The organism is Microbacterium sp. p3-SID336 (genome assembly GCF_025143365.1).
In the GTDB taxonomy this organism is placed as follows: domain Bacteria; phylum Actinomycetota; class Actinomycetes; order Actinomycetales; family Microbacteriaceae; genus Microbacterium.
The window spans coordinates 1-25,966 of record NZ_JALXPE010000052.1; the positions used below are offsets into that span (position 1 = coordinate 1).

The 25,966-nt window shown below is 71.3% G+C and carries 18 protein-coding genes; 9 read left to right on the plus strand and 9 right to left on the minus strand.

What is annotated here, in order from left to right:
• Nucleotides 1-9 precede the first annotated feature (9 nt).
• Nucleotides 10-1,143, minus strand: coding sequence for a glycoside hydrolase family 172 protein (locus M3C17_RS14550; protein ID WP_259978635.1), 1,134 nt, complete (start codon nt 1,141-1,143; stop codon nt 10-12).
• Nucleotides 1,144-1,243: 100 nt separating this feature from the next.
• Between M3C17_RS14550 and M3C17_RS14555 the strand changes: the two genes are divergently transcribed.
• The 3 genes from M3C17_RS14555 (at nt 1,244) to M3C17_RS14565 (ending at nt 5,486) form a co-directional block, all read left to right on the plus strand.
• Entirely contained in the window at nt 1,244-2,230 is a 987-nt protein-coding gene (locus M3C17_RS14555) for a LacI family DNA-binding transcriptional regulator (RefSeq protein WP_259978636.1), read from the plus strand.
• 107 nt (nt 2,231-2,337) lie between these two features.
• Complete coding sequence (locus M3C17_RS14560) at nt 2,338-3,855, plus strand: FGGY-family carbohydrate kinase (protein ID WP_259978637.1); 1,518 nt, start codon at nt 2,338-2,340, stop codon at nt 3,853-3,855.
• Nucleotides 3,852-5,486 (plus strand): fucose isomerase, encoded by a 1,635-nt coding sequence (locus tag M3C17_RS14565; RefSeq protein ID WP_259978638.1) that lies wholly within the window; start codon nt 3,852-3,854, stop codon nt 5,484-5,486. Before M3C17_RS14560 ends, M3C17_RS14565 begins: the two co-directional genes overlap by 4 nt.
• Before the next feature lie 51 nt (nt 5,487-5,537).
• On the opposite strand, the gene M3C17_RS14570 is transcribed toward M3C17_RS14565, so the two are convergent.
• Nucleotides 5,538-5,816 carry a hypothetical protein gene (locus tag M3C17_RS14570; protein ID WP_259978639.1) on the minus strand — a complete coding sequence of 93 codons (279 nt, stop codon included), beginning with the start codon at nt 5,814-5,816 and terminating at the stop codon, nt 5,538-5,540.
• A gap of 197 nt (nt 5,817-6,013) precedes the next feature.
• Complete coding sequence (locus M3C17_RS14575; protein WP_259978640.1) at nt 6,014-7,939, minus strand: heavy metal translocating P-type ATPase; 1,926 nt, start codon at nt 7,937-7,939, stop codon at nt 6,014-6,016.
• Between the two features lie 144 nt (nt 7,940-8,083).
• Between M3C17_RS14575 and M3C17_RS14580 the strand changes: the two genes are divergently transcribed.
• Nucleotides 8,084-9,289 (plus strand): endo-beta-N-acetylglucosaminidase H, encoded by a 1,206-nt coding sequence (locus tag M3C17_RS14580; protein WP_259978641.1) that lies wholly within the window; start codon nt 8,084-8,086, stop codon nt 9,287-9,289.
• A gap of 1 nt (nt 9,290) precedes the next feature.
• Here the strand turns inward: M3C17_RS14580 and M3C17_RS14585 are convergent, their stop codons facing one another.
• Genes M3C17_RS14585 through M3C17_RS14600 form a run of 4 tightly spaced genes read right to left on the minus strand, consistent with a single transcriptional unit; the run spans nt 9,291 to nt 15,833 of the window.
• Nucleotides 9,291-12,680 (minus strand): GH92 family glycosyl hydrolase, encoded by a 3,390-nt coding sequence (locus tag M3C17_RS14585; protein ID WP_259978642.1) that lies wholly within the window; start codon nt 12,678-12,680, stop codon nt 9,291-9,293.
• Entirely contained in the window at nt 12,677-13,606 is a 930-nt protein-coding gene (locus M3C17_RS14590; RefSeq protein WP_259978643.1) for a carbohydrate ABC transporter permease, read from the minus strand. Before M3C17_RS14590 ends, M3C17_RS14585 begins: the two co-directional genes overlap by 4 nt.
• On the minus strand, nt 13,603-14,490 hold the full coding sequence (locus M3C17_RS14595) for a carbohydrate ABC transporter permease (protein ID WP_259978644.1): 888 nt from the start codon (nt 14,488-14,490) through the stop codon (nt 13,603-13,605). Before M3C17_RS14595 ends, M3C17_RS14590 begins: the two co-directional genes overlap by 4 nt.
• Before the next feature lie 41 nt (nt 14,491-14,531).
• Complete coding sequence (locus tag M3C17_RS14600; RefSeq protein ID WP_259978645.1) at nt 14,532-15,833, minus strand: ABC transporter substrate-binding protein; 1,302 nt, start codon at nt 15,831-15,833, stop codon at nt 14,532-14,534.
• A 215-nt stretch (nt 15,834-16,048) separates the two neighbouring features.
• Between M3C17_RS14600 and M3C17_RS14605 the strand changes: the two genes are divergently transcribed.
• Nucleotides 16,049-17,359 (plus strand): glycosyl hydrolase, encoded by a 1,311-nt coding sequence (locus M3C17_RS14605; protein ID WP_259978646.1) that lies wholly within the window; start codon nt 16,049-16,051, stop codon nt 17,357-17,359.
• A gap of 95 nt (nt 17,360-17,454) precedes the next feature.
• On the opposite strand, the gene M3C17_RS14610 is transcribed toward M3C17_RS14605, so the two are convergent.
• Nucleotides 17,455-18,480: a LacI family DNA-binding transcriptional regulator gene (locus tag M3C17_RS14610; RefSeq protein ID WP_259978647.1), complete on the minus strand. Its 1,026-nt coding sequence runs from the start codon at nt 18,478-18,480 to the stop codon at nt 17,455-17,457.
• Between the two features lie 134 nt (nt 18,481-18,614).
• Between M3C17_RS14610 and M3C17_RS14615 the strand changes: the two genes are divergently transcribed.
• Together M3C17_RS14615 and M3C17_RS14620 are read left to right on the plus strand one after the other, a co-directional pair.
• Nucleotides 18,615-21,608 carry a glycoside hydrolase family 38 C-terminal domain-containing protein gene (locus tag M3C17_RS14615; RefSeq protein ID WP_259978648.1) on the plus strand — a complete coding sequence of 998 codons (2,994 nt, stop codon included), beginning with the start codon at nt 18,615-18,617 and terminating at the stop codon, nt 21,606-21,608.
• A gap of 182 nt (nt 21,609-21,790) precedes the next feature.
• The gene (locus M3C17_RS14620) at nt 21,791-22,459 is read left to right on the plus strand and encodes a hypothetical protein (protein ID WP_259978649.1); all 669 of its coding nucleotides are present in this window, start codon (nt 21,791-21,793) and stop codon (nt 22,457-22,459) included.
• A 63-nt stretch (nt 22,460-22,522) separates the two neighbouring features.
• Here the strand turns inward: M3C17_RS14620 and M3C17_RS14625 are convergent, their stop codons facing one another.
• The gene (locus M3C17_RS14625) at nt 22,523-23,110 is read right to left on the minus strand and encodes a hypothetical protein (protein ID WP_259978650.1); all 588 of its coding nucleotides are present in this window, start codon (nt 23,108-23,110) and stop codon (nt 22,523-22,525) included.
• 124 nt (nt 23,111-23,234) lie between these two features.
• Here M3C17_RS14625 and M3C17_RS14630 point away from each other — a divergent pair, with 124 nt between their 5' ends.
• Nucleotides 23,235-24,464, plus strand: coding sequence for a glycosyltransferase (locus tag M3C17_RS14630; RefSeq protein ID WP_259978651.1), 1,230 nt, complete (start codon nt 23,235-23,237; stop codon nt 24,462-24,464).
• A 6-nt stretch (nt 24,465-24,470) separates the two neighbouring features.
• On the plus strand, nt 24,471-25,703 hold the full coding sequence (locus M3C17_RS14635) for a glycosyltransferase (protein ID WP_259978652.1): 1,233 nt from the start codon (nt 24,471-24,473) through the stop codon (nt 25,701-25,703).
• The last annotated feature ends 263 nt before the right edge of the window (nt 25,704-25,966 follow it).

Consider the following 25,966-nt stretch of genomic DNA (forward strand, 5'->3'; position numbering starts at 1 on the left):
GCCGGCCCCCTACTCCTGCGGTGGGCGCGAGGGGGAGGCGCCGATGTCGGGCACGGGCGCGCTGCCCAGGTGCACCTCCAGGTCGTCGGCGCTCGGCGTGCGCGGTCGGCGCGCGGTCGGCCGGTCCAGGTAGAACATCGCGGTGGAGGCGATGTCGTCGCGCAGCGGCAGGTAGCGCCACCCGCTGCGCCAGCCCAGTGCCTGGATGTCGACCTTGGGGATGCCGGAGGCGAAGTGGATCGGGTCGAGCAGGTGCCAGCGGTACATGCCGAAGCGCTGCTGCGAGACGTACAGGCCATCAGGGCGGATCACCTGAGGCATGCCGAGGTAGGGCGTGGAGAAGGCGGTGTACCCCTGCCCGGGGACGTCGAAGTTCCACGCGCCGCCGAAGTAGTCCTCGGTGCCGGTGCCGCAGATCGTGGGGTGGTCGGTGTCGTCGTCGAGGTAGAACTTGATCTCGCCCTCCCCCCACCAGCCGTTCGAGTTGACGCCCCAGGCGATGTACGCGCCGACGTACTGCCCCTGGCCCTCGATGCCCTCCAGGAGCACATGCGGCGTGCGATCCTCCAGCGGGTTCGAGCGCCGCCACTGCGCGTGGAAGTAGCCGTCGTCGGCATGATCCCCGCCCACCTCGTACGTCACCTGGTAGTACACGCGCACATCGACCACGGACGTGTTCTCGAGCGTGAGGCGCGCTCCGCTGCGGAACGGCATCGGCCAATAGGAGTTGAAGCCGCCGTGCGGGTTCGCCGCGATGGTCTGCGAGTTCACCTGCGCGAACACGCCCCAGCCGTTGCAGAAGAAGTCACCGTAGGGCACCTCGACCGCCGGCTCCGCGGCGCCGTCCCAGTACGCGCGGAGCAGGAGCGTGCGCCAGTTGTCGGTGTGGGTCGTGATCCAGATGTGGGTGATCTTGCCCGGACCGTCGATGGTGGCGAGTTCGAACGTCTCCCCGGCCTTGATGTCGACGCTGGGGGAGATCTTCCAGCCGGGGCCGAGGTCGCGGGCGCTCGCCGCGCCGGTGCCCTCGGTGGCTCGCGCACCGCCGCCGGGGGAGCCGTCGAAGTTCTCCGGGGAGATGGACCGGGTCTGCACGCCGCGCAGCGCTGCGAGGCTGGCGAGAGAGGAGGGAGCTGGGGTCATGGGCGCCAATGTAATCGATTTCATCCGGATGCACCAGGGATCGGGACCGCGCGGTACTGTTGCTTCACGTCCGGGGTCCCCGGACAGGCAGTGAGGGTGCATGGCAACGATCTACGACGTCGCCGAGCTCGCGGGCGTCTCTCCCGCGACGGTCTCGCGCGTGTTCAACGGCACGAGCGTTTCGGAGGAGAAGGTGGCAGCCGTGCGCGACGCCGCCGCGAAGCTCAGCTTCACCCCCAACCGCACGGCACGCACCCTGCGCCGCCAGAGCTCCGAGGTGATCGCGCTCGTGATCCCGGACATCGAGAATCCCTACTTCACCGAGATGGCCCGCGGGGTCGAGGATGTCGCGTCCGAGGCCGGGTACTCCGTGGTGCTGTGCAACTCGGACGCACAGCAGGAGAAGGAGGCCACCTACCTCCGCATCGCCATCGCCGAGCACATGTCGGGTGTCATCATCGCGACCGCCGACGAGCACAGCGACCTCAGCGCGATCCTCGCCACCGGCCGCCCCGTGGTCGCGGTCGACCGCAGCACCACCTACGACATCGACGGGGTGGTCATGGCCAACCGTGCCGCGGGCACCTCGGCCACACAGGCGCTGATCGCCGCGGGCCACCGCCGCATCGCGTACATCGGCGGCCCCGAGCACATCGACACCGCGGCCGAGCGTGCCGCGGGGTGGCGCTCGGCCCTCGCGGCGGCCCAGCCCGACCTGGACCTGGACGAGCTGGAGCGGTTCGCGACGTTCCGCGTCGACGGCGGTCGTGCGGCCATGGAAGAGCTGCTGACGCTGCCGGAGCCGCCGGATGCGGTAGTCGCCGGCAACAACCTCATCGGCGTCGGCGCCCTCCAGGTGCTGACCGAGCGCGGCCTCACGCCGCCCGCGGTCGGCGTCGCGGTGATCGGCTCCCTGCCCTTCACCACGCTCTCGCCCAGCGCCGTCACGGTCGTGCGGCTGCCCGCGCGGCACATGGGGGTGACCGCCGCCCGCATGCTCCTGGAGCGGATCAAGGGCGACACCCAGCCCGCCCGCACGGTCGTGCTGCGCAACGAGCTGCTTCCGGCCGCCACCGCCCGCGCCTGAGGACGTTCTTCCAGGCGGGGAGGAGCGCTCCCATCTTGCGCCGTGAAATCGATTTCGCATACAGTGAACGAGGGCGGTGTCGGACCGCCCGCCGTCAAGGAGGACCCATGCGCTGCACCCTCGGGGTGGACATCGGCACATCCAGCAGCAAGGGCGTGCTGGTCGCCGCCGATGGGACGATCCTCGCCACCGCCGCGCGGGCGCACGAGGTGAGCCGTCCGCGCACCGGCTGGGTGGAGATGGACGGCGCCGTGTGGTGGGACGAATTCGTCGCCCTCACGCGCGAACTGCTCGCCGAGGTCGCCGGGGCCGAGGTCGTCGGCGTGGGCGTCAGCGGCATGGGTCCCTGCGTGCTCCTCGCCGACGAGCACGACGAGCCCGTGCGCCCCGCCATCCTCTACGGCGTCGACACGCGTGCCACGATGCAGATCGAGCGGATGATCGGCGAGCTCGGCATCGAGGAGATCACGCGCGTCGGCGGCTCCACGCTCACCTCGCAGGCCGGCGGGCCCAAGATCGCCTGGATCGCCGACGAAGAACCGGAGGCCTGGGCCCGCGCGCGGCGTCTGTACATGCCCGCCTCCTGGCTCGTCCGGAAGCTCACCGGCGCCTACGTCCTCGACCACCAGTCCGCCAGCCAGACCTCCCCGCTCTACGACATCGAGCGCGAGCAATGGCACGAGCCCTGGTGGCAGCGGTACGCCGGCTCCCTCGACGCGCCGACCCTGCTCTGGGCGGGCGACGTCGCGGGCATGATCACGGCCGAGGCCGCGGCCCTCACCGGCCTCCCCGCCGGCGCCCCGGTGATCGCCGGCACCATCGACGCGTGGACCGAGGCCGTCAGCGTGGGCGCCCACGAGGTCGGCGACCTCATGCTCATGTACGGCACCACCATGTTCCTCGTGGCGACGGGCGACGAGACCCTGCGCACCCCCTCCATGTGGACCACCGCCGGGGCATTCGCGGGCACCAGGAACCTCGCCGGCGGCCTCTCGACCTCCGGCGCGCTCACCGCGTGGCTCAAGGACCTCACCGGTGCGGACTACCCCGAGCTGCTCGCCGAGGCCGAGGCGTCCGGCGCCGGAGCGCACGGCCTGCTCGTGCTGCCCTACTTCGCGGGGGAGCGCACCCCCATCCAGGACCCGGACGCCCGGGGCGTCGTGGCGGGCCTGACCCTTGCGCACACCCGCGGCGACCTGTACCGCGCGGCGCTGGAGGCCACGGCGCTCGGCGTGCGGCACAACGTCGAGACCATGCGGGCGGCCGGAGCGGACATCCGCCGCATCGTCGCGGTCGGGGGAGGCACGCAGGGGCGCCTGTGGCTGCAGGTGGTGTCCGACGTCACCGGGCTCGTGCAGGAGGTGCCGCGCACCACCATCGGCGCGAGCTACGGCGCCGCGTTCCTCGCCGCCACCGCGACCGCCGAAACGGACGCGGCTCCGGCCATCACCGACTGGAACCCCATCGCGGAGACCATCCGCCCCGACGAGTCGCTGCGACCGTTCTACGACGCCCTGTTCGATCGCTACGTGCGGCTCTACGAGGGGACGAAGGACGTCGTCCACGATCTCGCCGCCACGCAGCGCGACGCCGCCCCGACCACCCCGACCACGGAGACACCATGACGACCTACACCCTGCCCGCACCCGCAGAGCGCCCCCAGGCGGCGCCGAAGACCGCCTACCTGATCACCTCCGGCGACCTGCGCGAGTCGGCGAACGTCGCCGGCTGGCCGACCCAGGTCGAGCTGGAGGCCGGCGTGACCGGCGTGCTCAACGGCCTCGGGTGGGAGGTCGTGCGTCCGTTCGGCGTCGACCCCGAGACCGGGCACGGCTTCATCTCGAGCCAGCGCATGGGCATGGAGGTCTTCACGCGCGTCCCGACCGACGCGCCGCTCGTCGTCGCGATCGCCAACTGGCAGTACTCGCACCACGTGCTCGCCGGGCTGCGCACCCACGAGGGGCCCATCCTCACGGTCGCGAACTTCGCTGGCGACTGGCCGGGCCTCGTCGGGCTGCTCGGCCTGAACGCCGGGCTCACCAAGATGGGCAAGCCGTACGCCACCACCTGGTCGGTCGACTACACCGACGACTGGTTCACGGCGGGCATCCGCGAGTGGACAGAGACGGGCCGGATCACGCACGACGACTCGCACGTGCGCCCGCTCCCCGCGCTGCCGGACAGCCCCGAGAAGCAGCTCGGCGAGGCGCTCGCGGCGCAGCTCCTGGCGGAGAAGGCCATCATCGGTGTCTTCGACGAAGGCTGCATGGGCATGTACAACGCGATCTTCGACGACGAGCTGCTCAACAGGACCGGCATCTACAAGGAGCGCCTGTCGCAGTCGGCCCTCTACGCCGAGATGCTGAACGTGACGGAGGAGGAGGCCGACGCCGCCTTCGACTGGCTGATCGAGAAGGGCATGACCTTCCGCTTCGGCGAGGACGCGGCCACGGAGCTCACGCGCGAGCAGGTGCAGTGGCAGCTCAAGATGTACATCGCCGCGCTGCGCATCGCCGACGACTTCGGGCTCGACGCGGTCGGCATCCAGTACCAGCAGGGCCTGAAGGACCTGGTGCCCGCGTCGGACCTCGCCGAAGGCATCCTGAACTCCACCGAGCGGCCGCCGGTCACCTCCCGCGACGGCTCGCGCGTGCTGCACGAGGGCCGCGCCTTCCCCCACTTCAACGAGGCCGACGAGGGCGTCGCGGTCGACGCGCTCGTGACCGACCGGGTCTGGCGCGCGATGGGGCTCGTGCCCGACAACACCCTGCACGACGTGCGCTGGGGCGAGGAGTACGACGGCGAGTTCGTGTGGGTGTACGAGATCTCGGGCTCCGTCCCGGCCTCACACCTCGGTGGCTGGGACCACGCGGAGGGCTGGCGCCAGGGGCATGTGTTCTTCCCCGCGGGCGGAGCCACGATCAACGGCGTCTCCCGGCCGGGCGAGGTCGTGCTGTCCCGGGTGTTCATCGCGGACGGCATCCTCCAGGCCGACATCTTCCGCGCCTCGGTCGTGGAGCTGCCCGCCGAGGAGACCGTCCGGCGCAAGGAGGCGACCAACCCCGAGTGGCCGATCGCGCACGTGGTGCTGCACGGCATCTCGCGCGATCAGTTCATGGCTCGGCACAAGGCCAACCACGCGCAGCTCGTCTACGCCCCCGACGCCGAGACCGCGGACAAGGCTCTGATCGCGAAGGCCGCGATGTTCGACGGGATGGGCATCCGCGTGAACCTGGTGGGCGACGTCACGGTGTGACCCTGCGCCTCCGCGGGCCGGGCTCTCCGTGCGGCGGTCCGGCCCGCGGCGTCACTGCGAGCGCCAGAACCGTGCCGCGAGATTCGTGAGCTCCTTGTCCAGGTCCTCGACCTTGCGCTCGATGCGGCCGAGGCGCACGTCGAGCCCGTCCATGCGGGTCGAGAGCTTGCCGTCGAGGCCCTCGATACGCGCGGACAGGGTCCCGTCGATGCGGCCGACCTCGGCGCGGATCACGCGGCTGAGCTGTGTCGTCATGAGCGTCATGCCGCCGAGCATCGCCGCCGCGAAGATGCCGAGCAGCGTCCAGACCTGTGGATCGTTCAAGTGCATGCCTCCAGTGTGAGTCGGAGGATCCACGGTGTCACGGTATTCCGGCGGGGTCCGGCCACGGCTCCAGGGGATGTGGACAGGCGCGGAACACGCTCATCCGTGCAGGCCGAAAGGTCAGCGGTGCGGGCCGCACGGTCGTGGTTGCAGGCGCAGCCCTCGTCGATGCGGGCGCGGCCCCGTCGGTGCGGGCCGCGAGGTCAGGCGTCGTCGCGGCCGGCTGCCGCGGTCACTGCGGCGGGAGCCGTCGCGGCGGGTGAGCCGTCGGCCGCGGGACGCAGACCGGTGGGCGGGCCGTTCAGGGCACGGAGGGCGTAGAGGATGGTCGCCAGGTCGACGAGCTCCTGCACCAGCGCGCCGACCACGGCCGGGATCAGTCCGGTCATGGCCACGATCATGAGCCCCACGCTCAGACCGATGCCGATCCAGATCGCGGTGAGCGCCACGCGCCGCGTGTGCCGGCCGATCGCCACCGCGTCGACGACCTTGGCCAGCGAGTCCACCAGGATGACGACATCGGCGGCGTCGCCGGCGGCGGTCGCTCCCTTCGCACCCATCGCGATGCCGATGTCGGCGGCGGCCAGCACGGGGGCGTCGTTCACGCCGTCGCCCACCATCATCACCGGACGCGGCCGCAGCTCGGCGGCGAGGCGCACCTTCTCGGGCGGCAGCAGCTCGGCATGGATCTCATCGATGCCGACCTGCCGACCGATCGACTCGGCGGTCGTCTCCACGTCGCCCGTGAGCATCGCGAGGCGGTCCACCTCGTGCAGTCGCAGCCAGGACACGACGGCCGGTGCCTCCGGGCGCGCCGCGTCGGCGAGCACGATGACGCCCGCGAACCGTCCGTCCACCGCCATGTAGGCGGCTGCCTCGCCCGCGCCGAGGGGGGCGCGGATGGTGTCGGGCGCGAGGGAGGCGATGTACGCCGGCTTGCCGACCACGACCCGCCGCCCGCCGATCGTCGCCGAGACCCCGTTCGTCGCCGTCTCGCTGGCCTCCTCGGCGCCGAACAGCGCAAGGCCCCTGGCCTCCGCCGCGCGCCGGATCCCGTCGGCGAGCACGTGCGAGGAGTACTGCTCCGCCGACGCCGCCAGCTGCAGGATCTCCTCCGCCTCGAAGCCGTCGGCCGGTCGCACGTCCACCAGCTCCGGCCGCCCCTGGGTGAGCGTGCCGGTCTTGTCGAACGCGGCGGAGCGCACCCGCGCGATCTGCTCGATCACGGCACCGCTCTTCATGATGACGCCCGACTTCGCCGCCCGCGAGAGACCGCCGAGGAACGCCACGGGCGCGGCGATGAGCAGCGGGCACGGGGTCGCCAGCACGAGCACCTCGGCGAATCGGGTCGCATCGCCGGAGAGCGCCCACGCGGTGCCGGCCAGGACGAGCGACACCGCGGTGAACGGGATCGCGAAGCGGTCCGCGAGCCGCACGATGGGTGCGTGGGAGGACTCGGCCTCGTGGACGAGCGCCACGATCTGCTGATACTGGCTGTCGGCCCCCGTGCGCAGCGCCCGGAGGCGGATCGCGCGACTGCCGTTGATCGCGCCCGACAGCACCTCCGCGCCGGAGTGGCGGGTCACCGGCAGGCTCTCGCCGGTCAGGGAGGACTCGTCGAAGGAGGCCTCGTCGGTCAGGAGCGCGCCGTCCACGGGGACGATCTCCGCCGGGCGCACCAGCAGCACGTCGCCCACCGCGACCTCGTCCACCGGCACCTCGACAGCCTCATCGGTGTCCGCGTCCTCGGGGTGCCGCAGCACATGCGCGACCCGTGGTGACCGGTCGAGCAGGGCGGAGAGGTCGCGCTTGGCGCGGCGGCCCGCGAAGTCCTCCAAGGCCTCACCGCCCGACAGCATCAGCACGATGATGAGCGCCGCGATGTACTCGCCGACCGCGAGCGTCGCGACCATCGCCACGACCGCGAGGATGTCGAGCCCGACGTGGCCGCGCAGCACGTCGCGCACCATCCCCACCAGGGTCCAGGCCACGACGCCGGCGACGTACACCGTCGCGATGATCCGTCCGAGGGGCTGCTGGTCGATCCCGTGCAGCACGCCGACCACGGCGAACACGACGATCGTCAGGGTGATGACGGGGTACCGCCAGAGGATCCGGAGGGGGCGCATGCCACCAGCATTCCGCGGATCCCCGACGGGTGCCAGGGGGTCGCAGCGGCCCCTTCCCGAGGTCGCACTTAAGCGATATAGTCGGCCGCGGGTCGCTCCGACGCGACCCGCCATCGACAAGGACGCCGAAGGAGACGATCCCCCATGAGTCCGTCATCACCCAGAACCCGCCGCTTCCGCCGTGCCCTCGCGGCCACCGCCGCGCTCGCCACCGCCGGGCTGGCATCCCTCGCCGGAATCGCGCCCGCGGCCGCGGAGCCCGGAACAGACGACCCCAAGCTGGCCGTCTACGTGGAAGTGAACTCGAACGATTTAGCAAACGTCGCCGACTACACCCTGGCTGACTCGGGCCGCCCCGCGGTCGATCTGGCGATGATCTTCGCCGCCAACATCAACTACGACGGCCAGCAGGCGTACCTGCACCTCAACGAGCGGGTCACGGAGACCCTGGAGGACGCCGAGAACCAGATCCAGCCGCTCCAGGCGCAGGGCACCAAGGTGCTGCTGTCGGTGCTCGGCAACCATCAGGGAGCGGGCTTCGCGAACTTCACCTCGTACGCCGCGGCCGACGCCTTCGCCGCACAGCTCGCCGACGCGGTCACGCGGTACGGGCTCGACGGCATCGACTTCGACGACGAATGGACCGAGTACGGGGCGAACGGCACGCCGCAGCCGAACGCGCAGTCGTTCGGGTGGCTCGTCACCGCGCTCCGCGAGCGGCTCGGGCCGGACAAGCTCATCACGCTGTACGCGATCGGGCCGTCGTACACGACCACGGACTTCACGCTGTTCGACGTCGCCGCCGTGCTCGACCATGCCTGGAACCCGTACTACCCCACGTACGACGCCCCGACCGTGCCGGGGCTGGACGATCGTTCGCGGCTCGGCGCCGCGGCGATCGACCTCGCGAACACGAGCGCCGCGACCGCTGCGGACTTCGCTCAGCGCACGGTCGCCGACGGGTACGGCGTCTACGTCGCCTACAACCTCACGGCGACCGACCAGTCCGCCTATCTCTCCGGCATCACCCAGGCGCTGAAGGGCGAGGCCACGGTCTATCGGGCCCCCGGCGCGGACACGACCCCGCCCACTGTGACCATCAAGGACGGCGCGCAGTACACGAAGGAGAAGGACGGGGGCTACAAGCGCGTGAGCTTCCGGCTGGAGGACGCGGGACTGATCGACCGGATCGTGCTCAACGGCGTGCAGACCGACCTGGAAGACGCCGCGGCGATCGACCTGGACGTCGTGAAGCCGGGCGTCCTCGGCGCCGCACGAGGCTCCAACACGATGCAGGTCACGGACGCTGCGGGCAACACGACCGAGGTGACGTTCTTCCTGACGAAGTGAGTCAGCCCAGGTCGAACAGCTCCAGCTGACGGATCGTGACCTCGGCATCCGCGCACAGGCGGATCGCCGAGGTCACGGTGCGTGCGGCGAGGGTGAACGGGGTCGTGCGGTCGGGGAGCAGGGCCTCCGCATGGGTCGGTGTCACGCGCCGCCACTTTCCGTCCGGCTCGCGCACCTCCCAGTGCCAGGCGTCGGCAGGGGTCGCGGTCACCGCGGTCACCGTCACGTCGGTGAGGCTCCGCGCCGCCGGGAAGCTCCAGCCCAGCCACTCGCCCGGCCGCAGGGTCACGCCGTCCGCTCCGGTCGGGTCGCCGTCGTCGAACAGCCGCTCCGCGTGGTCGAGGCCGGGCGAGGCGAGGGGCTCGCCGGCGCCGGAGGTCAGGTCCGGGTGCCAGGGCTCGATGGAGCCGGACGCTTCCCCGGTCTCCAGTGCCTCCGCGGGGTCACGGGTGAAGACGAGATCGAGCACCGCGCGCCCGGTCAGCGCCTCCACGGGCAGGTCGGCGGTCGCCAGCGGCACCCCGTCGAGCAGCGCCGACCGGAGCACGTGCGCCCCCGGCGCCGTGCGGTGCGCGCGGATGCGGAGGGAGGACCCGTCGCCCCGGTCGACGCGGATGTCGTCGAACAGCGGCGAGCCGATCCGCAGGTGTCCCGCCGCGAGTTCGAGCGGATACAGCCCGAGCGCGGCCCAGAGCCACCAGGCGCTCATCTCGCCGTTGTCCTCATCGCCCGGGAAGCCCTGGCCGATGTGGGCGCCCGCGAACAGGCGCCCGGCGAGGCCGTGCACGAGCTCGCCGGAGAGCCAGGGGCGGTCGCTGAACGCGTACATCAACGGGATGTGGTGGGCAGGCTGGTTGGACAGCGCGCACATGCCGGATCGCTGGGCCCTGGCCTCGCGCTGCTCGTGGATGACGGTGCCGTACGCCCCGCCGAAGCGCTCGTCCGCGGTCTCCGGCTCGGCGAACAGCGCGTCCAGGTGACGGCCGAATCCGGTGGGTCCGCCGTGCAGCGCCGCGAGCCCCGTGCCGTCGTGCACCGCCCCGACAGACATGCCCCAGGCGTTCGTCTCGACGTTGTCGCCGCCCCACGTGCGCGGGTCGAATCCGGGGGAGAAGGCGCCGGTCGCGTCGCGCCCGCGGAAGAACCCGGTGTCGGCGTCGAAGAGCGTGCGATACGAGCGCGCCCTGTTCGCGAAGTAGCGCGCGAAGGCGCCGTAGCGCGCGGCCTGTGCGGTGGACTCCGCGTCCGACGCGAGCTGGTCTGCGAAGCGACCGAGGGCGGCATCGCTCACGGCGTTCTCGATGCTCCAGCTCATGCCCTCCGGCACGTCCGAGGCGATGTACCCGGTGAAGCGTCCGCGCCCGATGCCCTTGCGGCCGCGCCGGGCGTCCGTGCCGGGCTCGCACGCGTTGCGCCAGCCGCTCTCGAAAGCGGTCCGTCGGTCGAACGGGACACCCCAGCGCGCGGCGTCGGCGAAGATCTGGTCGCTCGACGTGCCCACCATGCTGTCGACGTAGCCCGGGGCGCTCCAGCGGGCCATCCAGCCGCCGCGGCGATACTGCGCCAGCTGCCCGTCGAGCAGCCGCCCGGCGAGCGCGGGATCCAGCAGCGCGAGCGCGGGCCACTCCGTGCGATAGGTGTCCCAGTAGCCGTTGTTCACCACGAGCTCGCCCTCGACGGCCGGTGCGCTCGTGCGCGATTCCCCGAAGGGCTCGCGCGGAGCGAAGACGTCGGCGAAGCGCCACGCCGGCGCGGCGGCGGTGCCCGTCTTCTCGGCGGCCGTGTTCGGGTACAGGTGCATGCGGTGCAGGGCAGCCGCGATCCGAGCGCGGTGCTCCTCGTCGGCGAGGGCGCGGAACGACTGCTCGACGGCGGGCAGCGGCGGGATCGTCACGCGGCCGAGCAGCCGGTTCCACGCGGTGGCTCCCTCGGTGCGGAGTTCTTCGAACGAGAGGGAGGGCGGCGCCTCCTGGGCGAGACTGCGCCGGGCCTGCGCGATCGACAGGAACGACACCGCGATGCGGATCTCGACGGAGCCCTGCCCCCGCACGTACCCCGCGACGCGCCCGCGCCCGTCGTCGTCGAGCCTTCCGTGCTCTTTCGCACCGGCGGTGGTCGAATCTCCGTCCGCTCGCGTGCGGGGATCCGCCGATCCGTGCCCGGCTCCGATGGGGCGTGTGCCTCGGTCCTCCGCGCTGGCCGCGGCTCCGGTGCTTCCCTCGCCCGATCCGGTCGCGGTGATGCCGTGGTCCTCTCCGGCGGCGGCTTCGGCCTCGTGGTCCTTCCCGCGGTGCACGACCCCGGCGAAGTAGCAGCGCGGGGCGTTGCCCCAGTCCTCGGGACCCTCGGGGATCCAGCCCTCGAAGCCGCCGTCCGCGGTCCACCGGAGCCGGCCCTCGTCGGTCAGCTGATCGAGCACGAACCCGACCGCCGCCGCGGGGTCCTCTGACGTCACGACGAACGCCGCCGCGTGCGAGGTGGCGGTCATCGCGACCCGCAGCCCGTCCCCGAGCTCGGCGGCGTACTCGTGCGGGCGGGCGCGCTCGCTGCCCGGGACGATCCAGCGGCGTCGGGCGGCACGGGCGGAGTGCGGCACACCGAGGAACGGCATGACCTGCAGCACCGAGCGGTCGCCGATCCATGGGCTCGGCTGATGCGAGAACTGCAGCGCCTCCAGGCGACGGCCCTGCGGATCGTCGTGCACGAACGGGCGGTACGGCCAGCGGGCGTCGGAGGCGTCGGTGGCCGGTGTGACGAAGGTGAAGCCGTGCGGCACGGCGACGGCCGGGATCGTGTTGCCGCGGGAGAAGCGCGGGCCCGAGTGCGTGCCGCGGCGGGTGTCCACGCGCTCCACGGGCGGGAGGTCCTGTCCGGCCGGGGCCCGCTCCTCGACGAGAACCTGCACGAAGCCGGACGCGTGGGCAGGCAGAAGCGGGTCGTCAGCGAGGGAGCACGTGCCCAGGACGAGCTCGACGGTGCCGCGTCGCCCCGCATCCGCCAGCGGCGCCAGGGAGACGGTGTCGGCGTTCCACTGCTCCGGCATGCTCCAGCGGGCGTCGAACTGCGCGTCGGCCGCGAGCGGAAAGTCGTACCGGTCCCGCACGGCCTCGACCTCGCTCAGCCGACGGCCGTCGTCGAGGCGCACGTCCACCGTCACCGCGAGTGCCGCGTGTGGGGCGAGCGTCGCGTCCGGCCCGTCCGCGTAGAACGCCCAATGCACGACCGTGTCGGGCGTCAGCAGCACCTCGGCGAGACCGGGGACGTCGACGCGCTGCTCCCCGTGCGAGGGGTCGAACGCGAAGGCGAAGACCGGGCCGCTGAGCACCCCCGCGTGCGGACGCGACGACGGCGGATCCGCCGGACCGGCGGCCGGTGTCAGGCGCAGGCTCACCCCTTCAGCGCACCCTCCTGCACGCCCTTGAAGAAGAACCGCTGCGTGAAGGAGAACATGATGACGATCGGCACCAGTGCGATCATGGTGCCCGCCGCGATCAGGCGCGGGTCCACCGAGAAGCTGCTGTTCAGGTACGCCATGCCGACGGTGAGCGTGTACTTGGCCGGGTCGGAGAGCACGATCAGCGGCCACAGGTAGTCGTCCCATGCGCCGATGAACGCGAAGATCGCGACGACCGACACCATGCCGCGGATGTTGGGCCACACGATGTGGCGGATGCGCTGCCAGGTGCTCGCGCCGTCCACCGTCGCGGCGTCGAGCACGTCGGCGGGGATCATCCGGCAGGCCGTCGCGATCAGCAGCACGTTCATGGCGCTGATGGCTCCCGGCAGGAACACGCCCCACAGGGTGTCGGCGAGGCCGAGCGCGCGGATCGTGAGGAAGTTGCTCGTCACGGTGACCTCGCCGGGGAACAGCAGCGTCGACAGCAGGATCCCCATCACGATCCACTTGCCGCGGAACCGCATGCAGCCCAGGGCGTAGCCGGCGAAGGTCGACAGCACCACGTTGCTGATGACCGTGCCGATCGACACGAGCAGCGAGTGCCAGGCGTACAGGTACACCGGGACGATGTCGGCGACGGTGGCGTAGTTCTTGAGCGTCGGATCCCGCGGGATCAGCTCGGGCGGGAAGGAATAGATGTTCTCCGTCGGGCCCTTGAACGAGGTCGACAGCTGCCAGACGAACGGACCGATCACGAGGAACAGCACCAGCAGCAGCAGCGCGTACCGCCCGATCAGGCCGCCGAGGGTGGGCTTGCTGAAGTCGCCGGAGCCGCGGCGGCGGAAGATGCGCTCGCGGGTACGGGGCGTCGGCGCGGCGGGCTGCTCGCTGTCGGCGCGCGGCGGGGTGAGCGTGGTCATGCCGAGACCTTCGCCTTCTTCTCGCGGTTCATGAACGCGATGGCCGCGAGCGGCACGAGCGTGAGGAGGAAGAGGGCCACGCTGATCGCGGACGCGTAGCCGATGTTGCCGTTCAGCCCAGAGCCGACCTGGCGGATCAGCATCACGAGCGACATGTCGTAGCCGCCGGGACCGCCCGTGCTCTTGGACAGCACGTCGAGCTCGGCGAACACCCTCATGGCCGATACGGCGATCAGTACCGCGATGAGGAGCATGGCTCCGCGCACGGAGGGGATCGTCACGGAGAGGAAGCGGCGGAAGGAGCCGGCGCCGTCGAGCATCGCCGCCTCGTGCAGCTCCTTGCCGACGTTCCCGAGCGCGGCGAGGTACACGACCATGTAGTAGCCGAGGCCCTTCCAGACCGTGAGCAGGATCGCGCAGCCGAGCAGCAGCCAGCGGTCGACGAGGAACGCCATCGGCTTGTCGATCACACCGAGGAACTCGAGGGTCTGGTTGATGATGCCGCGGCTGTCGAACAGCCACGTCCAGATGAGGGCGACGACCACGACCGAGGCGATCACCGGGAAGTAGAACGTGGTGCGGAAGAACGAGATGCCGGGCAGCTTCTTCTGCACGAGCAGGGCGAGCAGCAGCGGGAGGATCGTGAGCAGCGGCACGCACACGACCACGTAGATGAGGCAGGTGGTCAGCGCGTTCCAGAACATCTCGTCGCCGAACATGCGCTCGTAGTTCGCGCCGCCGACGAACTCCGGTGTGCGCAGCGGGCGCGCGTTCGTGAAGCTCAGGAAGACCGTGTTGAGGAACGGCCAGAGCGCGAACACCAGCACCCAGATCACGGCGGGGGCGAGGAGCAGCCACGGTGTGAACCACCGATGCGATCTCATCGTCTTCCTCCGGCTCGGGGTGCCGGTGTCCGCGCGCGTGCTCACTGGTCCACGCGGTTCGCGTTGGCGTACTCGACGATCTTGTCGAGCTGGGCCTTCGGGTCGGCCTCGCCGTTGACTGCCAGCGCGATCTGCTGCGTCATGTACGTGGCCATGTCGGAGGTCCACTGGAACGGCAGCGCCTTGGCGTCCTTCATCGCGCCGAAGACGGTGTCGATCGCGGCGAGCTGCTTCTCGTCGGTGACCGAGGAGGCGATGTTCTCGACGACCTTGTCGCCGCCCTCCGCGGTGCCGGGAGCCGTGCCGACCGCGAGCGACGAGAACGCGATCTGGTTCTCCTCGTTGGTCGCGAACTCGGCGAACGCCAGCGCGGCCTCCTTGTTGTCGGAGTCGGCGGAGACGTTCAGGCCCTGCACGTAGAGCGGCGCGACCCCGAGGCGCGGCGTGGCGACGGTGTTCGCCAGCAGGGTCGGCGCATCCTTCTGCAGGTCGGTCGTGAAGCCGGTGCCGCCGGTGGTGAAGGCGACCTTCTCCTGGATGTAGGCCTCCGCGTTGCCGCCGTAGTCGCCGGTCAGCGCCTCGGCCGGCATCGCGCCCGCCGCGTAGGCGTCGGCGTACTTCTGGATGATCGCGGCGGCCTCGTCGGTGTTGAAGTCGAACTCGCCCTCGTCGTTGATGACCTCCATGCCGGCGGCGGTGAAGGTGTCGAGCGCGGGGATCGAGGAGAGCAGCTGCACCTTGCCGCCGGACTCGGTGGCCACGTCGGTGGCGAGGGTGAGCAGCTCGTCGACTGTGGTGGGCAGGTTCTGCTCGGTCACGCCGTAGGGCGCGAGCTGGGCGAGGTTCCACCATGAGGCGTCGCTCGACAGGTACCACGGCAGGCCGTAGGTGCCCTCGACGCCGGGGTACTGGCTGTACGCCTCCCAGGCGCCGGTGTTGTACGCCGACTTCAGGTCGGGGTCGGCGGTGTCGAGGTCGACGAGCTTGCCGGCGGCGACCAGCGGGTAGGCGATGTCCGGCGGGAGGTTCAGCACGTCGGGGAGGGTGTCGGCGTTGGCCTGGCTGAGGATCTTCTCCTGGTAGCCGTCGCCCGGCTGGTCGAGCCACTCGACCTTCACGTCGGGGTGCTCCTTCTCGAACGCGGCGATCAGGTCCTCGAAGTACGGGGTGAACTTCTCGTTCTTCAGCGACCAGGTCTGGAACTGGATCTCTCCGCTCAGGTCGCCGGAGGTGTCGATGGGACCGGAGTCGGCCGAGGTCGCGCCGCCTCCCGTGCAGCTCGCGAGCGCCAGGGCGCCGATCGTGAATGTTGCCAGAGCGACAATGCGTGCGGGAACTTTCATCGTGCTTCTTCCTCGAGGCGGGCGATTCGGCGCGCGGTCCGGCCGTCCGGACTACAGCGCTTTAGCAGATGAAACCATCCTCGACGTCCGCTGTCAAGACGGCCGTGTCGGGCCTCCGTCGAACTCCCGGGAGGCTGGTATGCAGCTTGTTGCTCAAGCGTTATAGTAGTCCGACATGTCCTCGGGAGAGGGCTTCATCCGAAAGGTGCGAACACATGACGCAGCGTGGCGCTCTCGACGCTCCCCTGAGATTCGGGGCGAACTACACGCCGTCGAAGGACTGGATGCACTCCTGGCTCGACTTCACCCCGGACGACGTGCGCCGCGACTTCGGCGCCCTCGCCGAGCTCGGTCTCGACCACGTCCGGGTGTTCCCGCTGTGGACGGTGCTGCAGCCCAACCGCACGCTCATCCGCACCAAGGCGCTGGATGACGTGCGGGCCATGGTCGACATCGCCGCCGAGTTCGAGCTGGACGCGAGCGTCGACGTGATCCAGGGGCATCTGTCGAGCTTCGACTTCGTCCCCGCCTGGCTCTCCACCTGGCACGACCGCAACATGTTCACCGACCCGAAGGCGCTCGACGGGCAGGTCACGCTCGTGCAGCGGCTCGCCGGAGCGCTCCGGGACGCCCCGAACTTCCTCGGGCTGACGCTCGGCAACGAGACGAACCAGTTCTCCGCGCATACGCACCCCTCGCCCTGGCCGGTCACGGTCGACGAGGCGGGCGGCTGGATCGAGGCGCTGCTCGCCGCCGCACACGAAGCGGCGCCCGACCTGCCGCACGTGCACAGCGAGTACGACGCCGTCTGGTACATGGACGACCACGGCTTCACCCCGGCGCACGCCTCCCGTCTCGGCGCCATGACCACGATCCACTCCTGGATCTTCAACGGCACGGCGCAGCGGTACGGCGGGCGTTCGGTCGCCTCCGACCGGCACGCCGAGTACCTCATCGAGCTCTCCCGGGCATTCGCGACCGATCCCGAGCGCATCGTCTGGCTGCAGGAGGTGGGCGCGCCGGCGAACTGCCTCGACGAGGCGGAGATGCCCGGCTTCCTGGAGGCCACCCTGCGCTCCTCGGCGCGGACCGCGAACCTGTGGGGCGTCACCTGGTGGTGCTCGCACGACGTGAGCCGCGAGCTGGGCGACTTCCCCGAGCTGGAGTACTCGCTCGGCCTGATCGATCAGACCGGTGCCGCGAAGCCTCTCGGACGCCGCTTCGCCGAGCTGATCCCGGAGCTGCGCGCTCGCGTCGCGCCCCCGGACCGCTCGACTGCGATCGTGGTGGAGGTCGACGAGCACGAGACGCCCGTGAGCCGCGCGGCGCTCAGCCCGGGCGGGGCTGTGTTCCAGGCCTGGGTCGACGCGTGCGCTGCGGGGGACGATCCCGCCTTCGTGACCTCGCGCACCGCCCTCGATCCTGCGGCCCTGGAGGCGCGCGGTATCCGTCGTCTCATCCGTCCCGATCTGTCGGCCTCCGGCGTCGGCCGCTACGGCTCCGTCAACACCGTCGTCGACGCCTGACGGGACACTGCTGCTTCACCGAGGGCCGTGTCGGGCCCGGGTTCGACACGGCCGTGTCGGGGGACCGGACCCCGTCGCTTCGGCTGCCCGGAGCCTCAGTGCTGCGGGGGCGCCGTGCTCTCGCGCGCGGTGAGCGTGGGGGTCGGGCCCTCGACGCTCGGCAGGGTCGTGCCGGCCTCGATCTGCTGCAGCAGCAGCGTCGCCGCCTGCTCGCCGAGCTCGAACGTGTCGCGGGTCATCGCCGTGATCGACGGGTTGATGAGCCCGGCGATCACCGAGTCGTCGAACGAGGCGAGCGAGACGTCCCGCGGCACCGCTCTGCCCATCTCCTGCGCGACGCGCAGCCCGGCGACGGCCATCACGTCGTTGTCGTACACGATCGCCGTCGGTCGGAGCCGGCCGGAGAGCTGCGCGCGCGTCACGGCGGAGGCGCGTGCCGGGGAGAAGTCGGTCGTGATCACCTCGCTCGCGATGCCGTCGGCGGCCATGCGCTCCAAGACCTCGGCGCGCAGACGCGTGTGCTCCAGCTCGGCGGGACCGGCGACGTAGGCGATGCGGGTGTGGCCGAGGGCGGCGAGGTAGGAGAAGAGGGTCTCCGCGACGGTGTCGTCCCCGATCCAGACGCTGGGCACCGCACCCTCGGGAGACGGCTTCGAGCCGATCATCACGGCGCGGGCGTCGAGGGCGGCGATGCGGTCACCGCGCGGGTCGTCGTCGCGGGGGTCGATCAGGATGATGCCGTCGACCTGGTTGGAGGAGCGCCACTGCCGGTGCACCTCCATCTCCTCCTCGATGTCGGCGACCAGGCGCAGCTGCAGGCCGACCTTGCTGACGGAGAGCCGCGACTCGATGCCCGCGATCAGGTCGGTGAAGAACGCCTCCGACCCGAGGGATCGCGCGGGGCGGGCGAGCGCGAAGCCGACTGCGTTGGCGCGCGCGCCGACCAGCGCGCGTGCCGCGGAGCTCGGCTGCCAGTGGTGCTCCTCGATGATCGCGAGGATGCGCTGCCTGGTCTCCTCGCTCACGCCGGGGCGCCCGTTGAGCGCGAAGGAGACGGCGCCGGGGGAGACGCCGGCCAGGCGTGCGATGTCCGCGATCGTCACGCGCTTCCCCGAGGCCATGGCATCACCCTACTTGATCGGTTTAGCCTCCCGGAAGCGCGCGCGGGGTCCCGTAGACTCGCATCACTAGATCGCTTTAGTAAATCCGATAGCATCAACAGCAACCCTCACCGTCGAGCCCGGAGACTCCCACCATGCATGACGACACCTCGCTCACCGTCGGCCGCGTCAAGCGGGTCCTGGACGAGCGCATCCGCCCCGCGATCCACTCCGGCGCCGTCCCGCTCACGGTCGAGCTGCACGAGCTGCCGGGCGAGCCGATCCCGCCGGCCGAGGGTCTGGCGCTCGACTTAGCACCCGGCGCGGTCGGCGAGCTGTGGGGCCCTGCGTGGGGCACGACCTGGTTCAGGCTCACGGGCCGCGTGCCCGCGGAGTGGGCGGGCCGCCGTGTCGAGGCGCTGATCGACCTCGGCTTCGACGTGAACATGACGGGCTTCCAGTGCGAGGCCCTGGCGTACCGCCCCGATGGCACGCCGATCAAGAGCATCAACCCGCGCAACCAGTGGGTGCCGATCGCCGAGACCGCCGCGGGCGACGAGCCCGTCGAGCTCTACCTGGAGGGCGCGTCCAACCCGGTGCTGCTCGACTACCACCCCTTCCTGCCGACGCAGGAGGGCGACATCCTCACCTCCTCGAAGGAGCCCCTGTACCGACTGCGCCGCCTGGACCTCGCGGTGTTCGAGCCGGAGGTGTTCGACCTGTCGCTCGACCTCGAGGTGCTGTTCGAGCTGCAGGCCGAGCTTCCCGCGACGTCGCCGCGGCGCATGCGCATCCTGCAGGCGATGGACGACGCCCTCGACGTGCTCGATCTGCAGCGCATCGTCGACACGGCCGCCGACGCCCGGGCCCGCCTGGCCGACGTGCTCGCCGCGCCCGCCGAGGCCAGCGCGCACCGCATCTCCGCGGTCGGGCACGCCCACATCGACTCCGCGTGGCTGTGGCCCGTGCGGGAGACGATCCGCAAGGTGGCGCGCACCACGTCCTCCATGACCACCCTCATCGAGGAGCAGCCCGACTTCCAGTACGGCATGTCCAGCGCGCAGCAGTACGCGTGGCTCCAGGAGCACCGGCCGGAGGTGTGGGAGCGGGTGAAGGCCGCGGTCGCCGCAGGGCGCTTCCTCCCGCTGGGCGGCATGTGGGTCGAGTCCGACACCGTGATGCCGACGGGCGAGTCGCTCGTGCGGCAGTTCTCCCACGGCCAGCGCTTCTTCGAGCGCGAGTTCGGCATCCGCTCGAAGGGCGTGTGGCTGCCCGACAGCTTCGGCTACTCGCCCGCCCTCCCGCAGCTCATGCGCCGCGCGGGCTTCGAGTGGTTCTTCACGCAGAAGATCTCGTGGAACCAGCAGAACGTGTTCCCGCACCACACCTTCCTGTGGGAGGGCATCGACGGCTCGCAGGTGTTCACGCACTTCCCGTCCATGGACACCTACAACTCGCAGCTGAGCGGCATGGAGGTCGCGAAGGCCTCCCGGCAGTTCAAGGAGAACCGGGTCACGTCGCGGTCGATCGCACCGGTCGGCTGGGGCGACGGCGGCGGCGGCACGACCCGGGAGATGACGGGCAAGGCCGAGCGGCTGCGCGACCTCGAGGGCAGCGCGCAGGTGGTGTGGGAGCACCCGGACGACTTCTTCGCGCAGGCGCGGGCCGAGCTGCCGCACCCCGCCGTGTGGGTGGGGGAGCTGTACCTGGAGCTGCACCGCGGCACCCTCACCAGCCAGCACGCCACGAAGGCGCTGCACCGCTGGGCCGAGCACGCGCTGGTCGAGGCCGAGCTGTGGGCGGCCACCGACGCCGTGCGCACCGGGGCCGCATACCCGCAGGCCGAGTTCGACCGGCTGTGGCAGACCGTGCTGCTGCACGAGTTCCACGACATCCTGCCCGGCACGTCCATCGCCTGGGTGCACCGGGAGGCGGTCGCCGTGCTGTCCGACGTGCTCTCGGACGCGCAGGACATCGCGGATGCCGCGCGGCGGTCGCTCGCCGGAGAGGGCGACCGCGCCCTGCGCTTCGTGCCGACCTCGGTCGGCGGCGGCCGTGCGCTCGGGGCGGCGTTCGTCGGGGAGAGCACGGCTGCGCCGGTGTCTCTGACCCAGGAGGACGGCGGCTGGCGGCTGGAGAACGACCTCGTCTCGGTGCTCGTGTCGGGGGAGGGGCTGATCGTCTCCGCGGTCGACAAGGCGTCAGGGCGGGAGGCGGTCGCCGCCGGCAGGGCCGCGAACCTGTTCCAGCTGCACCAGGACTTCCCGAACATGTGGGACGCCTGGGACATCGACCGGTACTACCGCAACAGCGTCGAGGACCTCACGGCGGTCTCGTCGATCGAGGCGACCGTCATCAACGGCGTCGCCCAGATCGTCGTCGTGCGGCCGTTCTCCGAGTCGAGCATCACGCAGACGATCATCCTCGCGCCGGAGTCGCGCACGGTGCACCTGCGCAACGACGTCGACTGGCACGAGACCGAGAAGCTGCTCAAGCTCGCCTTCCCGCTCGACATCCAGGCGGCGCACACCGAGGCCGAGACGCAGTTCGGCTACCAGGCGCGCGTCACCCACACCAACACGAGCTGGGAGGCCGCGAAGTTCGAGACCTCGATGCACCGCTTCGTGCTGGTGCGGGAGCAGGACTTCGGTGCGGCGCTCGTGAACGACTCGATCTACGGCTACGACACCACGCGCGACGTCGACGGCGACGCGGTCACCACCACCGTGCGGCTCTCGCTGCTGCGGGCTCCCCGGTTCCCCGACCCCGACACCGACCACGGCCACCACCAGATCGAGGTCGGCTTCGTGATCGGCGCGGATGCGGCGACCGCGACCGCCGAGGGCATCCGTCTCAACGCGCTGCCGACCGTGGTGCGCGGCGCGCGCGAGGTGGAGCCGCTGGTCGCCGTGACCGGTGAGGGCATCGTCGTGTCGGCGGTCAAGCTCGCCGACGACGGCTCGGGCGACGTGATCGTGCGGGTGTACGAGGCCCTCGGACGCCGGGCCGCGGGCGAGCTGTCGGTCGGGTTCGCGCATCGCGAGGTGCGCGAGGTGAGCCTGATCGAGGACGACCTCGACGAGGCGCGCGAGGGCGGCGAGCTGCGGCTCCGTCCGTTCGAGGTGCGGACGCTCCGCATCGTGCGCTGAGGCGCGGGCGCAGGCGTGGGGCGCGGGGCGCAGGCTGCCGTGATCGCACTCGGGCCGGCGTCCGGGCCCGGCCCCGGGGCCGGCCACTCTGTGCCTCTGGTGGGTCTTCGCCTCCGATAGGATCCGGTGAGCGGTGATCCGTTCGCGATCGGCGAGCCACTGCGATCTGGGGATGGGGAGCAATGACGTCTGACGAGCCCACGGGTATCAGCCGCCGAGGTGTCGTGAAGGCAGCGGCATGGAGTCTGCCGGTGATCGCGGCGACGACGACCGTTCCGCTTGCCGCGGCCAGTGCGGCCCCCGCAGCGTCGGCGTACATCGCGACGACGTGCGGTGGGCCTGATCGCCTGACGCTGTACATCACCAACAGCGGCACTTCCGCGCTGCAGACCTTCGTCGACGTCGACCTCGACGACGACGGCGTCTGGGACGCCGGCGACGGACCGATCGTGAACCCCGGCGAGACTCAGACGCTGGGGTACGGGCTGATGGCGAATGGGGCATACCGGTTCCGGGTGATGACGGCCGACGCCGTCCTTCTGCAGGAACGTGTGGTGCTCGATTGCGCACCCGTCGGTCTGCGGGCGTGGACCACGAGTGCCATCGAGAACGGGACGAACCCTGTTCTCACCGTGCACCTCCAGAATGAGACGTCCTCGCCGATGCAGACGTACATCGATCTGGATTGGGACCGTGACGGCATCCCCGATTCGGGAGACGGGCCCGTGCTCGCCCCGAATGAGTACCGGGAGGTCCGGTACGAGCTCTGGTTCGCTGACTTCGGTGTCACCGTTCGGAACGACGTGGGATACGCGCTGAACACGACCGTGGCCTTCGGCAGCGGGGCATAGCTCCGACTCCGTCGGCTGCACGGAGCCCGGATCCGGATCGACCCGGGTCACCTCCGAGCGACGTCAGGCCGGGGGGAGGCGCAGCACCTCGGGGGATTCCCCACCCGTGAGGTCGTCGGCGATGCGCAGACTGCGGGCCAGGTCGTCGAGGGCGCCGGAGAGGGTGCCGAAGCGCTCGCGGTCGCTGCACACCGCGGTGAGCGTGACCAGGTGCGTGCCGGTGTCCCACGTGTACGTCGTGAACGGCGGCGTCGCGGGGGAGGGCGGCATCGCCACGACCAGCTTCTCGCCCACGCCCAGCCGTGTCGGGAAGGACGTGGTGTCGTCGTACTCCATCGGCATGGAAGCCCGGGCGATGCGCACGTCCGGCGTCAGCACCTGCGCGGTCGCCATCGCCACCACGAGCTCCGGCTCGGCCTTCCACGTCCACACCAGCACGCGCCCGTCCGCCTTCTTCATCAGCATCGGAGCCGCCTGGCTCATCGCCCACGCCCCGAACCGGGAGCCGGGGCGCTCGGTCGCGCCCACCGCCGCGTTCACCTGACCGAGCAGCATCCGGATCGCGGCCTTGCGGTGCCGGCGCCCCCGCCAGCCCAGCGAGTCCGTCACGGGGATCCACAGCTGCGGGTCGGCGTCGGCACTCAGTCGCATGGCCCCACGGTAACGGCTCAGGCTGAGGGAAGCCGGTATGCCGCGGCGGTGCGGCCAGGGGCCTCGGGTAGAGTTGCGTGCGCCCGACCAGGGCTTTCCCTTGGCCGCCCCATCGTAAGGCAGCATGTCTGTGACCCCCTCCGACGACCCGATCGATGCGTCGCGCGACGCCGCCGCAGCAGCACCCCGTCCGCTGAAGATCCTGATCGGCTGCGACACGTTCGCCCCCGACATCAACGGTGCCGCGCGCTTCGCCGAGCGCCTCGCCGCCGGCCTCGTGCAGCGCGGACACGACGTGCACGTCGTCGCACCGAACCAGGCCTACCGTCGTGCCGCCGCGCGCACCGAGGTCATCGAGGGCGAGCCGATGACGCTGCACCGCCTGCCCTCCGTCCGCTGGGCGCCCCACGACTGGCTGCGCTTCGTGTGGCCCTGGCGCTCTAAGCACTACGCGCGCAAGGTGCTCGACCGCGTGCAGCCGGACGTCGTCCACATCCAGTCGCACATCGTGATCGGCCGCGGGCTCGCGCGCATCGCGACGCAGCGCGGCATCCCCGTCATCGCCACCAACCACGTCATGGCCGAGAACATCCTCGACCACACGACCATGCCGAAGTTCGTCGACGACCTCGTGCTCAAGTTCGCATGGGCGGACGCGAAGCGCACGTTCGACCTGACCAGGGCCATCACCACCCCCACGCGCCGCGCCGCCGACTTCCTCGAGCGGACCGTCGAGGTGCAGGGCGTGATCCCCGTCAGCTGCGGCATCGACCGCTCGCAGTACACGCCGGTCATCGCGCCGCGCACCGAGAACCGGCTGGTCTTCGTCGGGCGGCTCACCGCGGAGAAGCAGGTCGAGGTCATCCTCAAGGCCATGACGAAGCTCGACCCTGCGCTGCACACCACGTTCGACATCGTCGGAGGCGGCGACCAGCGCAAGCAGCTGGAGAACCTCACCGCGCAGCTCGGGCTCGCCGACCGCGTCACGTTCCACGGCCGCACCACCGACGAGGAGCTGCGGGCGCTGCTGTCGCGGGCCAGCCTCTTCGTGATCGCGTCGATCGCCGAGCTGCAGTCCATCGCCACCATGGAGGCCATGGCGTCGGCACTGCCCATCGTCGCGGCCGACGCGGTCGCGCTGCCGCACCTCGTGCACGACGGGGAGAACGGGCACCTGTTCGAGCCGGGCAACGTCGACGAGCTCGCCGCGCGCCTCACCGACGTGCTCACCGCCTCTCCGGGCGAGTACGAGCGGATGCAGCGTGCGTCGCTCGACGGGGTCGCCATCCACGACATCAACCGCACGCTGGACACGTTCGAGGCGCTGTACCGCGACGAGCCGCTGCCGGAGTAGACCCGCATGCACATCGTCTTCTTCGGCGATCAGCACCTCGACTCGCTCGGCGGGGCTCAGGTGTCGATGCGGTTGCAGCGCGCGTTCCTCGAACGGGCGGGGCACACCGTCACCGTGGTGGCGCCGAGGATGCATGCGGTGCGCCCGACCGAGGGGGCCGCGCTCCCCGGCTCCGAGGTCGACCTGCCCTCGATGCCGATCACTCCCGACCGCGAATACGCGATGAGCTGGCCCGGTCGCGCCACCGACCGAGCCCTCGACCGCGCCATGACCCGCCGTCCGCCGGTCGACCTGGTGCACGTGCAGGCCGACTTCTGGGGGGCCTTCATCGGCCACCGCTACGCCGCGAGGCACGGCCTGCCCGTGGTGCACACGATGCACAACAGGGTGGATGTCGGGCTCGCCGCGGTCACGCCGTTGCACCGTCCGGTGCTCGCGGCCCTCAACCTCTGGCGACGGCGCGCCCTGCGGGGCATCGGGGTGCCGGTGGGCGGGAGCGACGGATGGTCGTACCTGCGCGGACTCGCCGCGGGCGCTTCCGCCGTGACCGCCCCGTCCGGACACTTCGCGCGTCGACTGGAGCAGAACGGGGTGTTCCCGCACGTCGACGTGATCTGGAACGGCATCGACGACGACGCGCGCGAGCGCACCCTGGCCGCGGCGCCCCCCGTGCGCGAGCCTGGCCGCCCGCGCTTCGTCTGGCTGGGCCGCATGAGTCCGGAGAAGCGGCTGCTGCCGTTCCTCGAGGCCTTCGTCGCCTCGGGGGTCGACGCCGACCTGGAGGTCATCGGCGGGGGCGCACAGCGTCCGGCCGCGGAGCGGATCGTCGCCGGGCGGGAGGGCGTGCACTTCGCCGGGCGCCTCACCTACGCCGAGACGCTCGCGCGGATCGCCGCGGCCGACGCGCTCGTGCAGACCTCGATCGGCTTCGAGACGCAGGGCATGACCCCGTTCGAGGCGGCGACCCTCGGCACGCCGTCCGTCGTGTGCGACCCCGACATCGCGGCCGAGCTGGAGGGCGGGCTGTGGGCCGTGCCGGAGGCTGCTCCGGATGCCGCTCCGCGCGAGAGGGAAGCGCAGCGCACGGCCGCGCTCGCGGAGACCCTGCGGCGCGCGGCCGCCGACATCGCCGCCGGTACGGCGCCCGAGCCGGTGCCCGCCGTGGCCGAGGCCTTCCGTCAGTCCTCGCGGACGGCCGCGATGATCGACGTGTATCGGCGGGTGCTCGACGGGCGCTGACCGCGCGGCAGGGGTCCGCGTGGAGCGCGAACTGGGCGTGCTGCCAGGGTTGCCAGTGCACGGGTCTGAGCCGGTGCAACGGGGTAAGGACCGCCGGTGCATCGGTCCGAGCCGACGGCGCGATGGCCGCGGTGCACCGGCGGGCGCTCGACGGGCGCTGACCGTCGTTGAGCCCGCGCCTGAAGAGCGGGCCGGACGTGCTGACTGTGCACCGGGGCAGCGCCGCGCGCGGGCACCGGTCGGCCCGCCGGCGCGATCGCCGC

Coding starts and splice junctions, on each gene's coding strand:
- M3C17_RS14550 (WP_259978635.1), bottom strand. CDS start 1,143: ATGACCCCAGCTCCCTCCTCTCTCGCCAGCCTCGCAGCGCTGCGCGGC.
- M3C17_RS14555 (WP_259978636.1), top strand. CDS start 1,244: ATGGCAACGATCTACGACGTCGCCGAGCTCGCGGGCGTCTCTCCCGCG.
- M3C17_RS14560 (WP_259978637.1), top strand. CDS start 2,338: ATGCGCTGCACCCTCGGGGTGGACATCGGCACATCCAGCAGCAAGGGC.
- M3C17_RS14565 (WP_259978638.1), top strand. CDS start 3,852: ATGACGACCTACACCCTGCCCGCACCCGCAGAGCGCCCCCAGGCGGCG.
- M3C17_RS14570 (WP_259978639.1), bottom strand. CDS start 5,816: ATGCACTTGAACGATCCACAGGTCTGGACGCTGCTCGGCATCTTCGCG.
- M3C17_RS14575 (WP_259978640.1), bottom strand. CDS start 7,939: ATGCGCCCCCTCCGGATCCTCTGGCGGTACCCCGTCATCACCCTGACG.
- M3C17_RS14580 (WP_259978641.1), top strand. CDS start 8,084: ATGAGTCCGTCATCACCCAGAACCCGCCGCTTCCGCCGTGCCCTCGCG.
- M3C17_RS14590 (WP_259978643.1), bottom strand. CDS start 13,606: ATGACCACGCTCACCCCGCCGCGCGCCGACAGCGAGCAGCCCGCCGCG.
- M3C17_RS14595 (WP_259978644.1), bottom strand. CDS start 14,490: ATGAGATCGCATCGGTGGTTCACACCGTGGCTGCTCCTCGCCCCCGCC.
- M3C17_RS14600 (WP_259978645.1), bottom strand. CDS start 15,833: ATGAAAGTTCCCGCACGCATTGTCGCTCTGGCAACATTCACGATCGGC.
- M3C17_RS14605 (WP_259978646.1), top strand. CDS start 16,049: ATGACGCAGCGTGGCGCTCTCGACGCTCCCCTGAGATTCGGGGCGAAC.
- M3C17_RS14610 (WP_259978647.1), bottom strand. CDS start 18,480: ATGGCCTCGGGGAAGCGCGTGACGATCGCGGACATCGCACGCCTGGCC.
- M3C17_RS14615 (WP_259978648.1), top strand. CDS start 18,615: ATGCATGACGACACCTCGCTCACCGTCGGCCGCGTCAAGCGGGTCCTG.
- M3C17_RS14620 (WP_259978649.1), top strand. CDS start 21,791: ATGACGTCTGACGAGCCCACGGGTATCAGCCGCCGAGGTGTCGTGAAG.
- M3C17_RS14625 (WP_259978650.1), bottom strand. CDS start 23,110: ATGCGACTGAGTGCCGACGCCGACCCGCAGCTGTGGATCCCCGTGACG.
- M3C17_RS14630 (WP_259978651.1), top strand. CDS start 23,235: ATGTCTGTGACCCCCTCCGACGACCCGATCGATGCGTCGCGCGACGCC.
- M3C17_RS14635 (WP_259978652.1), top strand. CDS start 24,471: ATGCACATCGTCTTCTTCGGCGATCAGCACCTCGACTCGCTCGGCGGG.